12 protein-coding genes and 1 pseudogene are annotated in these 13161 nt (G+C 39.2%); 8 read left to right on the plus strand and 5 right to left on the minus strand.

All coding sequences use genetic code 11. The features are described 5' to 3' along the window. Positions 1-116 precede the first annotated feature (116 nt). Positions 117-245, plus strand: coding sequence for a hypothetical protein (locus ACWIX0_RS11155; RefSeq protein WP_454174072.1), 129 nt, complete (start codon positions 117-119; stop codon positions 243-245). A gap of 134 nt (positions 246-379) precedes the next feature. Here ACWIX0_RS11155 and ACWIX0_RS11160 read toward each other — a convergent pair whose 3' ends face one another. Beyond that, positions 380-796, minus strand: coding sequence for a hypothetical protein (locus ACWIX0_RS11160; protein WP_454174073.1), 417 nt, complete (start codon positions 794-796; stop codon positions 380-382). A gap of 104 nt (positions 797-900) precedes the next feature. Continuing rightward, positions 901-1281 carry a hypothetical protein gene (locus ACWIX0_RS11165; protein WP_454174074.1) on the minus strand — a complete coding sequence of 127 codons (381 nt, stop codon included), beginning with the start codon at positions 1279-1281 and terminating at the stop codon, positions 901-903. An 85-nt stretch (positions 1282-1366) separates the two neighbouring features. Between ACWIX0_RS11165 and bamA the strand changes: the two genes are divergently transcribed. The 7 genes from bamA (at position 1367) to ACWIX0_RS11200 (ending at position 10361) form a co-directional block, all read left to right on the plus strand. Beyond that, a complete protein-coding gene (gene bamA / locus ACWIX0_RS11170) occupies positions 1367-3970 on the plus strand; it encodes an outer membrane protein assembly factor BamA (protein WP_454174075.1) in 2604 nt (867 codons plus the stop codon). 55 nt (positions 3971-4025) lie between these two features. Further along, positions 4026-4199: a hypothetical protein gene (locus ACWIX0_RS11175; protein ID WP_454174076.1), complete on the plus strand. Its 174-nt coding sequence runs from the start codon at positions 4026-4028 to the stop codon at positions 4197-4199. Positions 4200-4501: 302 nt separating this feature from the next. After that, positions 4502-5548, plus strand: coding sequence for a dehypoxanthine futalosine cyclase (locus tag ACWIX0_RS11180; protein WP_454174077.1), 1047 nt, complete (start codon positions 4502-4504; stop codon positions 5546-5548). A gap of 2 nt (positions 5549-5550) precedes the next feature. Further along, complete coding sequence (locus ACWIX0_RS11185) at positions 5551-6963, plus strand: M16 family metallopeptidase (protein WP_454174078.1); 1413 nt, start codon at positions 5551-5553, stop codon at positions 6961-6963. Between the two features lie 21 nt (positions 6964-6984). Then, positions 6985-8490, plus strand: coding sequence for a glycosyltransferase family 8 protein (locus ACWIX0_RS11190; protein WP_454174079.1), 1506 nt, complete (start codon positions 6985-6987; stop codon positions 8488-8490). Positions 8491-8535: 45 nt separating this feature from the next. Beyond that, complete coding sequence (gene gatB / locus ACWIX0_RS11195) at positions 8536-10146, plus strand: Asp-tRNA(Asn)/Glu-tRNA(Gln) amidotransferase subunit GatB (protein ID WP_454174080.1); 1611 nt, start codon at positions 8536-8538, stop codon at positions 10144-10146. Between the two features lie 38 nt (positions 10147-10184). Beyond that, positions 10185-10361: an ankyrin repeat domain-containing protein gene (locus tag ACWIX0_RS11200; RefSeq protein WP_454174081.1), complete on the plus strand. Its 177-nt coding sequence runs from the start codon at positions 10185-10187 to the stop codon at positions 10359-10361. Between the two features lie 489 nt (positions 10362-10850). On the opposite strand, the gene ACWIX0_RS11205 is transcribed toward ACWIX0_RS11200, so the two are convergent. From ACWIX0_RS11205 to ACWIX0_RS11215, 3 genes and pseudogenes are all read right to left on the minus strand, one after another. Further along, complete coding sequence (locus ACWIX0_RS11205) at positions 10851-11294, minus strand: DUF1104 domain-containing protein (RefSeq protein WP_454174082.1); 444 nt, start codon at positions 11292-11294, stop codon at positions 10851-10853. Between the two features lie 268 nt (positions 11295-11562). Continuing rightward, positions 11563-12600 carry an SEL1-like repeat protein gene (locus tag ACWIX0_RS11210; protein ID WP_454174083.1) on the minus strand — a complete coding sequence of 346 codons (1038 nt, stop codon included), beginning with the start codon at positions 12598-12600 and terminating at the stop codon, positions 11563-11565. A gap of 12 nt (positions 12601-12612) precedes the next feature. Continuing rightward, positions 12613-13161: pseudogene (locus tag ACWIX0_RS11215) on the minus strand (pentapeptide repeat-containing protein); the annotation flags it as partial.

Raw genomic sequence — 13161 nt, forward strand, 5'->3', positions numbered from 1 at the left:
TTGACTAAAAATTCTAAAATAACAAACACTATGAGTTACCATAAAAAACACACAAATCCAAAGTATTTCAAAAACTCAAAATATAAATAGAGATATTTCGCGCTTATGCGCTCAATATGACAAACATTCCGTCATTGCGAGCGGATTTTGACAAATCCGCGTGGCAATCTATATATGATAAAAATTTGTCATACTTAATCGTAAGCGAAGTATCTCAAAGCGTAGCTGATTTAGAAAATCTATAAACACAAATAGAGATATTTCGCGCTCACGCGCTCAATATGACAAAGAAAGAAATACTTCAGTTTTTTATCAGTATGACAATCTTGTGGATTTCCACGAATTTGCAACTTTTGACAAAAGACGCAAATTCTCGCAATTACAAGAAAACCCACCCCCAAACCCCCTCTCTTAGCGCGAGATGGATTTTTCTTTTTGTCCCACTTTCCTTTGCGGAGGATTTTGCTTTCCCCCCCCCCCCTCCCTTTGCAGAGGATTTTTTCTTTTGTTCCCCCTCCCTTGCGGAGGGGGTTAGGGGGTGGGTAGATTTTGCGCTAGCAAAATTTGCATTATTAGAATCTGCATTTGCAAAGCTTACAACGCTAGATTTTGCTTTTGCAATATCTGCTTTGCTAGAATCTGCTTTTGAATCGTGCAAAGAAGTCTTGGAAGTGGAATCTAAAGATACCCACCCCCTAGCCCCCTCCGCAAGGGAGGGGGGACAAGAAGTTTGCAACTCCGCAAGGGAGGGGGAAATCACGCCGTCATTGCGAGCGTGGCAATCTATATACGACAAAAATTTGTCATACTAAGGGTAATGCCCGAAGTATCTAAAAAATCTAAAAAACACAAATAGAGATATTTCGTGCTCACGCGCTCAATATGACAAAAAACATTCTGTCATTGCGAGCGAACGGAGTGAGCGTGGCAATCTATCCTATAATACAAACAAAATATATTGCCACGCGCAACAAGTTGCGCTCGCAATGACGGCAGCGCAAAATTCTCGCAATGACTAGACACTTCGATTTTTTTGCAAAAACCCAAATGCAAAAACCCAAGTGCAAAAACCTCCGTATGACAAATTGCATAACAAGCAGTATAAAAAAATACAAAATCTAAGATACAAAAACCAAAAAAAAAAAAAAAAAAACACAAAACAAAAACCCAAGTATGACAAATAACATAACAGCAAATATCACAACAAATAATACGACTAAGCGCACCAAGCAACACAGCGATAAAAATTACCAAAATCTTATAAATATAATCTAAAATCATACCTTAGCCTTGTATAATAGCGACTTTTATTTTGCTTAACATAGTTTGTTAAGGCTTGTTAGGACTTATGTTGCTAGGATTTTATATGCCAAATATTTTTTATCACATCAAAGTTATTGCCAAAATCATTGCTAGATTCTCATTATTTGCCGTATTTTTTACTTTTTTTAGCGCGTTTTTTTCTTTGGCGAGTGCGGATTCTGCAAATAACAAAATCACTTCCATTCGCTACGAGGGTTTGCAGTCCCTATCAGCCCACCTAGCGAGCGAAATCGCCGACATAAAAGTAGGCGAGGCACTAGATGAGGACAAAATCGATTCTGCGATTACGGATTTTTATGATCAAGGATATTTTAGCGACATTGTAGCGGGGTTTGAAAATGGTGTTTTGACATTTTATTTTGTCGAAAAGCCCCGCGTAGCAGGTATCGAAATCAAAGGCTATGGAAGCGACAATGAAAAACAAACCCTCCAAACCCAAATGGGAATCAAAAAGGGCGAGACTTTCGATGAGCAAAAAATCGAGCGCGCTAAAAGTATCCTAAAAACCGTCCTTGAGTATCAGGGCTATTATGGTTCATTAGTCAAAGAGGAGCTAACAAAAGTAAATGAGGGTGCGTATAATATCGTCTTTAATGTCAATCGCGGGGAAAATATCCTCATCAAAAAAGCGCATTATGAGGGTAGCCAACGCCTAAAAAGAGGCAAAATCGAATCCCTAAGCGCAAACAAACAGCGAGATTTTATGGGCTGGATGTGGGGGCTAAATGATGGCAAACTCCACCTCCAAGAGCTAGAATATGACTCGATGAGAATCCAAGATGTCTATATGCGAAACGGCTTTTTAGACGCCAAAGTCTCTTCGCCATTTTTAAGTGCTAATTTTAACAACCTCACCGCAGAATTGCATTACAAAATCGATGAGGGCAAGCAATACTCCGTAAGCGACATCATAATCGACATTGACAAAGAAGGCATAATAGAAAAAGAAAAACTACAAAAAGCCGTGCAAGTCAAAAAAGGGCAAGTTTTTAATATCGAGGATTTGCGCTATGACGCACAAACGCTAAAGCGACTTATCGCAGACAAAGGCTATGCTTTTGCGCAAGTGCGCCCCGACTTAGACAAAGATGAGGGCGAAAATGCGCTAGATATAAAAGCCTCTGATTTAAAAACTTCTAAACAAGGCACAAAAAAGCACCACAAACTAACAAGCAACAAAGAGAGAGAAGAAGCGCAAAAGCTCCGTAAAGAGCAAGAAAAGCTAGTAGGCAAAGGCACAGTAAAAGTGCTTTATCATATCGAAGCAGGGGAAAAAGTCTATATCAGCGATGTGCTGATTTCAGGCAATAACCGCACAAATGATAGAATCATTCGCCGTGAGATTTTGCTAGCCCCGGGCGATGAGTATAGCCTATCCAAAATCACAGAATCCCAAAACGCCTTGCAGAGACTAGGATTTTTTGAAAATGTCAAAATCGATGAAAGACGCGTAAGCGCGGATTCTATGGATTTGCTTATTACTGTAACAGAAGGGCGCACAGGGCAACTACAATTTGGGCTAGGCTATGGAAGCTATGGAGGGCTAATGATAAATGGCTCAATAAGCGAGCGAAATCTATTTGGCACGGGGCAGACAGGCTCTATCTATGCAAATATCGCCACAGGTGGCACGCCTTATAATATCAGCTATTATGGCACGCCACGAACGATTACAGGGAGGCAGTTTTCAGGCAATATCTCGCTTACAAATCCGCGTATTTTTGATTCTAGGTATTCTACTTCAGCTAGTTTGTATGGCAATTATTATGTAAATTATGTCTATATTGAGCAAAGCTTTGGGCTAAGTCTTAGCGTGGGGCGTATGCTTACGCCCACACTTCGCACCTCTCTTGGCTATGATATAAATTGGGTAAATACTTTTGATTTTATAGAATCAACACGAGGGACTTATGAAGCATTTTATAAGTGGGACAAAGACTATACAAAAGTATGGGCGATGACTTCATCACTTAGCCCGAGTATCAGCTTTGATAATACCGATGACTACTACTTCCCAAAAAACGGCATTATCGCTTCAGCGTATGCGCAGTTTAATGGCATCGGTGGTGATGTGCGAAATATCAAACTTTATGGCAAAGCCGCCTTTTACTATCATCTAAAAAAACATCTAAAAATCGACTTAATCGCCCGCTACAAAGCGCAAGGTGGCTATATTTTCCGCTTTGATAGAAATGACTTTTTACCGCTTAATAATACCTTTTATATGGGTGGGGTTACTACTATCCGTGGTTTTCGCTCGGGCACCATCTCGCCTATTGGTTATATGGAAGGAGGGGGTAACTTACCTTGGGTGGGTGGCGATGGTATGTTTACTAATTCTGTGGAGCTAAGCTATGGACTACTAGAAGCAGCAAAAATGCGCGTAGCTCTTTATGGGGATTATGGATTTTTGACTTTTAAGAGCACGGGACGACTAGATGATGGCAGATATGTAGGAGACTTTAAAGGCTATGGAATCCCGGGCGTTGGAAAATATGATATGGAGTGGAGGGCTAGTATTGGAGCTGCGATAGAGTGGATAAGCCCTATGGGACCCATTGTGCTGATTTTTCCATTTAAGCTATTTAATAAAAAAGAGGGGGATTACACTTCACAATTTGAATTTTCAATGGGAACAAGGTTTTGATAATGTATAGTTACTTTGCTTCTCGTCATTGCGAGACTTGCCTAAAAGGCAAGTCGTGGCAATCCAAAAGCCCCATTTATTGCGATTTAAAAGCCTTATCCCTTGCGGAGTTGTCATTTTTAAAACCCCCTCCCTTGCGGAGGGGGTTTTTGCTTCGGCTAACGCCTCGCAACCCGTTGGGTGGGGGTGGGTTTTCTTTGTCATATTGAGCGTAGCGAAATATCTCTAAAAAATTCCTTGTCATACTGAAGGCGTAGCCCGAAGTATCCAAAAGAGTTTGCAAAAAAATGGTTAATTTGTAAAGTCCTTTGGATACTTCGGCTTTTTTCAAAGCCTCAGTATGACAAAAAATGATAATGGAATAAAAATAGATTGCCACGCTCGCGCTACGCGCTCGCTCGCAATGACAAAAAAAACGCAAACACAAAAAAATCTAACATTTACAAACATCTAAAATCAAAGGCAAAATCTAGCAAAATAAAAAACAAGCACAACAAATGCAAAATCTAAAAAAAGGAAAAAGGAAACTTAATGAAACGCTACACTGATAACGAAATAAAAAAACTACTCCAAAACGCCACCTTGCGCGAGCTAGGGCAAGAAGCTAGCAAAATCAAAGCTAAGCTACACCCTAGCAAAACCACGACTTTTATCGTGGATAGAAATATCAACTACACTAATATTTGCTGGGTTGATTGCAAATTTTGCGCGTTTAAGCGCAAGCTAGGGCAGGAGGGGCAATATATCCTTAGCTTTGAAGAAATCGACAAAAAAATAGAAGAGCTAATCGCAATAGGCGGAACGCAGATTCTCTTTCAAGGGGGTGTGCATCCAAAGCTAAAAATTGATTATTATGAAAATCTAGTTTCACATATTGCAAACAAATTTCCAAATATTACCATTCACGGATTTTCTGCGATTGAGGTAAATTATATCGCTAAAGTCTCTCATCTTAGCATTCCACAAGTGCTAGAGCGGCTAAAAAAAGCAGGGCTTAGCTCGATACCGGGTGCTGGAGCTGAAATCCTAAGCGATAGGGTGCGCGACATCATCGCCCCGCGCAAACTAGACTCTAGCGAATGGATAGAAGTGCATAGACAAGCACACAAACTAGATATAAAATCCACTGCGACAATGATGTTTGGCAGTGTGGATAATGATGATGATATTATCGAGCATTGGCGTAGGGTGCGGGATTTGCAAGATGAGACGGGGGGATTTCGTGCATTTATTTTGTGGAGTTTTCAGCCTGATAATACGCCTTTGCAAGAGGAGTTCCCACATTTGCAAAAAGCTAGCTCAAATCGATATTTGCGTTTGTTAGCATGCTCGCGACTATATTTGGATAATATCAAAAATATCCAAAGTAGCTGGGTTACGCAAGGAAGCCATATCGGGCAGTTGGCATTGCTTTTTGGGGCAAATGACTTAGGAAGCACGATGATGGAAGAAAATGTCGTAGCAGCCGCAGGAGCAAGAAACTCTATGAATCAAGAAGAAATGATAGCCCTAATCAAAGATGTGGGCGAAAATCCAGCCAAACGCGACACAGCGTATCAAATATTAGAGAGGTTTTAGAAATGAAGTCAATCACAAACTACGCAAAATCAACCCTAAAAACCCTAATTTTTCTAACAGGAGTTATCACAATGACAACTTATGCAAACCAAACTACCAACAAAGACGCACGCACAAACGCACAAGAAAAGCAAGACGCAAAATCTACGCAAATATCAACAAACAGCGCAAAATCTAGCACCACCCTAACCCACACGCAAATAAATGGCGTAGAAATCCCCGTGATTTATGAGTATTCCGCGCTTATCCCAGCGGGCAATATCCAGCTAGTCTTTCAAGGCGGAGGCAGCATAAACGCTGATAAAATCGCCCTAACCGCCTTAAAAGATGAGATTTTATCACTTGGCACAAGCAAAAAAGGCAATATCGGCTTTGCAAACGCGCTTGAGGAAAAAGCTATCTCACTATCGGCTAGCAGTGGCACACAAACGCTAAATTTTCATCTATCTTTCTTAAAAGAATACGAAAAAGACGCCATAGACTTGCTAGGCGAGCTAATCCACTACCCTAACCTAAATGAGATAAACAAAGCAAAAACCGCGCTAAATGCGAGAATCCTAAGCAACAAAAGCGATTTTGACTACTTAGCACAAGAGCTACTAAACAAACATCTTTTTGCAGGCACACCGCTTGCAAAGCCAAGTCTAGGCACACAACAAGATGTCAAAAATCTAACCAAAAAAGACATACAAAAAAGCCTAGAATCTAGCCTAAACCTTAGCAATGCCATAATCATAATCGGGGGCGACTTAGAGCTAAAATCTACATTGCAAATGCTAGAAGTGATTTTGAGTGATTTGCCACAGGGCACAACTTATGAAAAAAAGCATTTTGAAATAAACAACAAGCCTAACTTTGTAAGCAAAGATGCACCCACCCAACAAGCATATATTTACTTTGGCTCACCGCTAAAAATGCAAAATCTAAAAAATGAGCGATATTTGGCTAGAGTGGCGGGGTTTATTTTGGGAGCGAGTGGGTTTGGCTCTAGGCTTATGGAGGAAGTGCGAGTAAAGCGCGGACTAGCGTATGGGGCGTATTTTCGGTATAGTGCTAGCCCGCTTATCTCTTATGGCATAGGACAGCTACAAACCAAGCTAGAATCCCAAGATGAAGCTATAAAAGTCGTGCGCGAAGTCATAAGCGATTTTGTCAAAAACGGCGCGACACAAAAAGAGCTAGATAGTGCAAAACAATTTTTGCTAGGGAGTGAGCCACTAGGCAATGAGACGCTATCGCAGCGATTAAGCCGAAGTTTTAATGAGTATTTTTTAGGACTTGAGATAGGATTTTATAAACAAGAGCTAGAAAAAATCAAAAATCTAGAGCTAAAAACGCTAAATGACTATATCAAATCCCACCCAGAAATCGCCGAGCTAACCTTTGGAATCATCACGCAAGAATCTAAACAATAAAGCCAACAAAGGAAAAGCAAAATGTTTCATATCTGCTTTTGTGCTAATGAAGCATATATCAAATACACTGCCGTGCTGATTGCTAGCATTATCAAAGCCACAGATACGACAAAATCTTTTAGCGATTATTTTTACGGATTTGACACAAAAATTAGCGACAAAACGAGAGAGAGAGAGAGAGAGAGTAATCTGCGCGAAATAGGCACTTTTGCGAATATTCAAAAAGCATTAGATTCTTACCCAAAGCAAAATTTTGAGAGTTTGAGCAAATCCCAAAAATGCGAGGGGTATATTTTTCATATCTTTAGCGATTTTGTCAGTCAAGAATCTCGCACCAAACTACAAAATCTAGCCAAAGACTTAAGCAAAATCTACCCTTGCGAGATAAAAATCCATATTTGCAATGATGAACTTTTTGCGGGATTGCCCACGCTAAATGGTAATTATTTGACATATTTTCGATTTTTTATCCCACGCTTTATGCCAAAAGAAGCGCAAATCTGTTTGTATTTAGACATTGATATGCTTGTGCTAGGCGATTTGCGCGGACTTTTTGCGCTTGATATGGGGGAATCTTGCGTTGGTATAGTAAAAGATAGGCTAAATAAAAATAATGCCAAAAAATTGCGCTCCAAAACCCCAAATGCAAAGGATATTTATTTTGCGGAGTCTTATTTTAACGCAGGCTTTTTGCTAATCAACCTAAATGCGTGGGAGCGACAAAACATAGCGCAAAAATGCTTTGAAATTATGGCAAATTATCATTTAAGCGCACACGACCAAGATGCGCTAAATGCTGCTATCGCGGATTGCCAAAGGTTATATTTGCCATTTGGATTCAACTTGCTAGTGTATTCATATATTTTTGCAAGTTGCAAGGACGAAGCGTTACGCTATAAGTTTGATTTTACGCGAGAACAGATGAACCTAGCAATAAAAAATCCCGTGATTTTGCATTTTGCGGGTGGGTATAAGTCGTGGAGTAATTTTTGGATTAAAAATGCAAAAGGAACAATTTTAAGCAATATATGGTGGGAAATCGCTTTTCAAACGCCACATTTTAGCGAGATTTTACGCAAAGATTTTGAGGCATTAAAGCAAAATCCACATAAGATTTTTGAATCACAAAGCGCGATTTATTTGCTAAATCACACGCGCAAAAATGGTAAATTTTTGGGATTTTTTAGCTTTTTTACTTTGCCATTTATCACAGCAAAAATCTTTAACACATTTGAGCGAGAAATCGCAAAACTAAGCAATTTTAAAAATTTAGATTCCAAAAATATTATCAAACATTTGCATAAGATTTTAGAATCACAAGGGCTAGATTTTGCAAAACTAGATTCTAGCGATTTGTCCCCTAGCGATTATAATTTCGCTTTTGAGCTTTATGCGTTAGCCCAAAAATCGTGGAAAAGACGCAAAAAAGGCGATTTGCTAATCCTGCCTTTTAAAGCAATCAAACTAAAAATCCGCCATAAGCGATATGGAATCACCCGCGTTATAAAAGCCGATATTCACGCGTAAATTCTGTGCTATAATTTGCGCTATTTTTTTATGTGAGGAATCGCTATGGAATTTGAAACCAACTTTGAAACAATAATCGGGCTAGAAGTCCATGTCCAGCTAAATACCAAAACCAAAATCTTTTGTAGTTGTGCGACAAGTTTTGGTGAAGAACCAAATAAAAATGTCTGCCCCACTTGCCTTGCACTGCCCGGGGCATTGCCCGTGCTTAACCGCGAAGCGGTAAAAAAGGCGATTCAATTTGGCACGGCGATAAATGCGGTTATTAACCAAAATTCGATTTTTGCGCGAAAAAATTACTTTTACCCCGACTTACCAAAGGCGTATCAAATCAGCCAATATGAGATTCCAATCGTGGGACGGGGAGAAATCGAAATTGAAATCGAATCAGATTCTGCGGAATATACCCAAAACAACGGCAAAAACGGCGAAGTTATTTTAGATGAGAAATTGCGAAGACAAGAGCAAGACAAGGGCACGGACTGCTCGTCCGTAACCGCAGTCGCAGACTCGCAGGATTCGCAATTTATCGCTAAAAGAACGAGCCGTAAAATTATCGGCGTTACAAGAGCGCATTTAGAAGAGGACGCAGGCAAAAATATCCACGAATCCAACTACTCCAAAGTCGATTTAAACCGCGCCTGCACGCCGTTGCTAGAAATCGTAAGCGAGCCAGATATGCGCAGTAGCGATGAAGCGGTGGCGTATTTAAAGAAACTGCATTCAATCGTGCGCTTTTTAGGCATTAGCGATGCGAATATGCAGGAGGGGAGTTTCCGCTGTGATGCGAATGTCTCAATCCGTCCGCGTGGAGATTCCGCGCTTTATACACGCGTGGAGATTAAGAATCTCAACTCATTTAAATTTATCCAAAAAGCGATTGAATACGAGGTGCAAAGGCAAAGAGAGGCGTGGGAAGATGGCAAATATGAAAGCGAAGTGGTGCAAGAAACGCGCCTTTTTGACACGCAAAAGGGGCAGACGCGCTCTATGCGGGGCAAGGAGGAAGCGGCGGATTATCGCTATTTCCCTGACCCTGATTTGCTCCCCGTGTTTATCGATGACAATCTAATGCGCGAGGGGCGAGAAATCGCTGAAATGCCCGATGAAAAGCGTGCGCGATATATCAATGATTTTGGATTGAAGCCACAAGATGCGCAAATGCTGACAAATGAGCTAGAACTCGCGCAATACTTTGAATCTATGGTGGCACAAGGTGCGAGTGGCAAGGGTGCGTTTGTGTGGCTTGGTAATGAGCTTTTGGGGCGATTAAAAGGGGAGAATACTCTGCAAACTTGTGGCGTGGATAGCGCGACTTTGGCAAATCTCGTAAAAAGCGTAGAATCTAGCGCGATAAGTGGCAAAAGTGGCAAGCAGATTTTGGATTTGCTCGTAGAGAAGCGTGGCGTAGATGAGAGTGGCAAAAAGCTAGAAATACATAGCCTTATAGAATCGCTAGGACTTGCGCAAGTCAATGATGATGGCGCGATACTAAGCGCGATTGAAGTCGTGCTAAGCGCAAATGCCGATAAAGTCGCGGAGTATAAAAGTGGCAAGGACAAACTCTTTGGCTTTTTTGTGGGGCAGGTGATGAAAAACGCAAAAGGCGCAAATCCCGCAAGAGTAAATGAACTATTAAAAGAGAAGTTGGGCTAAGACTACAAGTTTGTTTTTTAAAATTTAAAGGACAAAAAATGAAAACACTTAAAAATCTGCTTTTGGTTTTTGTGCTTGGGGCGTTGGCTGTTTGCGCGGTGTATGCGGATATAAATGTGAGAGACAATAATGGCTTTACCGCGCTAACGGAGGCTACAAGGGGAGAATATGTAGAAGTTGCAAAATACCTAAAAAGCAAAGGCGCGAACGAGTGAAATTTAGCGTAATGCTAAAAATTTGGTAGATTGTGTGAGTTTTTGCGCAAAATCTACCGAAACTCACACAATCTATATTTTTGTAAGACTTTAATTTTTTAAGAAACTAAAATCTTTCTAAAATCCTACTAATAAGAACTAATAAGAAATCATTAGAGCAACAAAAAGCATTAACACAAAATCAACAAAAGATTTGGTTTGGGATTTGTAAGAAAAATGTGAAGTTTTCAAAAAAAGCAAGTCGTTAGATAATTTGCTAAATGAAATCAAATGAGTTATTTGAAAAGTAGATTTTTGTTTGTTTGGGGAAGTTGGGAGGATATTTGAGAATAGTTGCATATAAAATCAAATATACCTAACAATCTAAATAGCATTTATTTAAAGAATCTAAAATCAAGCTAAAAAGTAGCGGATTTGTAAAGCCGTAACTACAAGCCACGACTTTACAATAATCCACATTTGCTACAATGAAAATCTTTTTAGCAAAAACTAATGCTTGTGCGCTCCTGCTTTGTCATCGTGCTTATGCTCACCGTGCTCGCCACCGCCGTGATGAGGGCAACCGCCACCTGTGAAGCCAAATTCTGCCTTAGCTTCTTCACTTAGTGCTTCGATTTTTGCTTTAAACTCTTTTTTCACAGCCTCTTCATAAGCGCGAAAATCTTTGACTTTGAAGTTTTCAGTCGCTTTGTCATAAGCAGCTTTTACTTTGTCTAAAAAAGCCTTTTTTGCTTCGCCTTCTAGTTTGTTTGCGCGCTTCATCACTTCGAGTTTCAAATCCGCCGCATCGACTGGTTTTAGCTTGCCATTATTTTGCTTGATTAGCTCATCATCGCTACTCTTGCTATAATCAGCTGCCATAGCCAAGCCCTGTCCAAAAAAGGCGAATAAAACGCCTGCCATTACGATTTTTACCATTTTTGCCGTTTTCATCTGGCACTCCTTAGGAAATAAGATAAGTTTGCATTATAAACATAATATGTAAATTTGATTCTTAAAATGCAATTTTTGTAATGAAATCTAATAAATTTTTTAAAATTCACTTTTAGATTTTACGCGCAAATATTAAAAAACAAATAATGCAACAAATCCCGCTTTTAAGCTAGCAAAAAGATGGCTACAAGCTATTTGATTGTTTTGTGATACGCGCTACAAACTTGTCTTGCGTTTTTTTTCATTATATTTTTATGGATTATTGCCATTATTTTACTCCTCGTTGGTTTAGTCTTTTGTATTCATCACAGCCTACTTGTTCGCCTAAATCACAACCTTTGCCATAAAATCTTTTTGCTTGTTGTAGCGATTTTGCCACTCCTACACCATCGCGATAAGCAATCCCCAACAATACGCAAGAATTTGCGTTTAACAAATCACAGCCCTTTCTTGCAAGTTCCGCAAATTTATAGTAATTTTGCCTCACACCTTGTCCTTGAAAATAAAGAGCAGCTAAAGATACGCAAGATTCCCCTACTACTTTTTTATCATCAGCCCCTAAATTAGCCACATTTAAATCACACGCTTTTTTGTAATATTGCGCTGCTTTATGATATTCGTTGTTTTGGTTAGCTCCCCGTCCTGCGATTGAACACACTTTTGCTAAAGTTTTTTTATTTTTTTGTATTGTGTTGCAACCTTTCATAGCTATCCTTATAGCATTTTCAACATCGTTTTGTGCTACATACATCTGCATCAAAAAATCATACATTTCCTCTTGGAAAGAAATGGGTTCCATTTGTTTATCAACTTGCAAAACTTGCAAATATGTATCGTTTTGTAGCTGGCTAGGGCTTAACTTGATGATTTCTTCCCCATATTTAAACGCTTCACTAAAATTATAGACATAACTATAAGCCAAAAATCCAGCTACGCACTTATTCCTATTAGCACATTGATTTGCGGGAGGGATTATTCCACTATCAATTACAAATTGACATTTTTCAGGTGCTTCGCCTGTAAAACATCCAACCATTGCTTGAGTAAATGCTGTTTCATCTATTTCGTTATTAGCTAGTTGCTTAAAATTTTCATTAGCCGTAGTTGCATTTTTGCCTATTGTATTTTTAAATCCCCCTTGCGCTCGCTGTTGTGCACAACTCCCCGGATACCAATCATCCTCACAATAATCCAAATTTGTATCCAATTTAAACGATTGTGCGTGCAAACAATTTACACCAAATATTACTATACTTGTCAAAATCCAAAATGCTAATGCAAATTTACTGCTACTATGATTTTTCATTTTTTTACTCCTTTAGTTTGGGATTATGGAATTTTTGCGTGCGGTTTTTTGTAGAGAAAAAACCAAAAGGATAAAGAAAATGCTATACACCGAAAGAAGTAAATTCAAAAATAAATCATTGTTGCATTTAATAATATTACAAAATGCAATGCTGTTATTGTCGCATTTATTATGACTAAAGAGATTTACCACACCGAAAATATATTTTGGATTACAAGTTAATAGCCACGCACAAGGCACAAGATTTAGCAGTGTAAAAAATCCAAAAAATTTGATTTTTTCAAACAAAATTGAGAAACATAAAGCCACACTTAAAATGCCCCAAAAGATACTCCACCATATTTTTTCATTGAAAAAATCTTTTTCAAAAAATAACGCCGTAGCAAAACTCCCCACCAAAATAATAAACCACGAGAGAATCTTTAGCAAGTCCGTGTGGTGTGCTGAAGTATGTTGATAAAAGCAAAGTTGAATCTTATCGCACCAATCTTTGCTGAATTTCTTAGGATTGTTTAAATTTATTTCTTGCTCTTTTGCATAAAGTTCTAATTTATGCCAATT

It is taken from the genome of Helicobacter sp. T3_23-1059 (assembly GCF_053654515.1).

What these genes read in the sequence shown, in the direction of transcription:
- ACWIX0_RS11190 (WP_454174079.1), top strand. Translation starts at nt 6,985, where the DNA reads ATGTTTCATATCTGCTTTTGTGCTAATGAAGCATATATCAAATACACT.
- ACWIX0_RS11180 (WP_454174077.1), top strand. Translation starts at nt 4,502, where the DNA reads ATGAAACGCTACACTGATAACGAAATAAAAAAACTACTCCAAAACGCC.
- ACWIX0_RS11210 (WP_454174083.1), bottom strand. Translation starts at nt 12,600, where the DNA reads ATGAAAAATCATAGTAGCAGTAAATTTGCATTAGCATTTTGGATTTTG.
- ACWIX0_RS11155 (WP_454174072.1), top strand. Translation starts at nt 117, where the DNA reads ATGACAAACATTCCGTCATTGCGAGCGGATTTTGACAAATCCGCGTGG.
- ACWIX0_RS11200 (WP_454174081.1), top strand. Translation starts at nt 10,185, where the DNA reads ATGAAAACACTTAAAAATCTGCTTTTGGTTTTTGTGCTTGGGGCGTTG.
- ACWIX0_RS11165 (WP_454174074.1), bottom strand. Translation starts at nt 1,281, where the DNA reads ATGATTTTAGATTATATTTATAAGATTTTGGTAATTTTTATCGCTGTG.
- ACWIX0_RS11205 (WP_454174082.1), bottom strand. Translation starts at nt 11,294, where the DNA reads ATGAAAACGGCAAAAATGGTAAAAATCGTAATGGCAGGCGTTTTATTC.
- ACWIX0_RS11185 (WP_454174078.1), top strand. Translation starts at nt 5,551, where the DNA reads ATGAAGTCAATCACAAACTACGCAAAATCAACCCTAAAAACCCTAATT.
- gatB (WP_454174080.1), top strand. Translation starts at nt 8,536, where the DNA reads ATGGAATTTGAAACCAACTTTGAAACAATAATCGGGCTAGAAGTCCAT.
- bamA (WP_454174075.1), top strand. Translation starts at nt 1,367, where the DNA reads ATGCCAAATATTTTTTATCACATCAAAGTTATTGCCAAAATCATTGCT.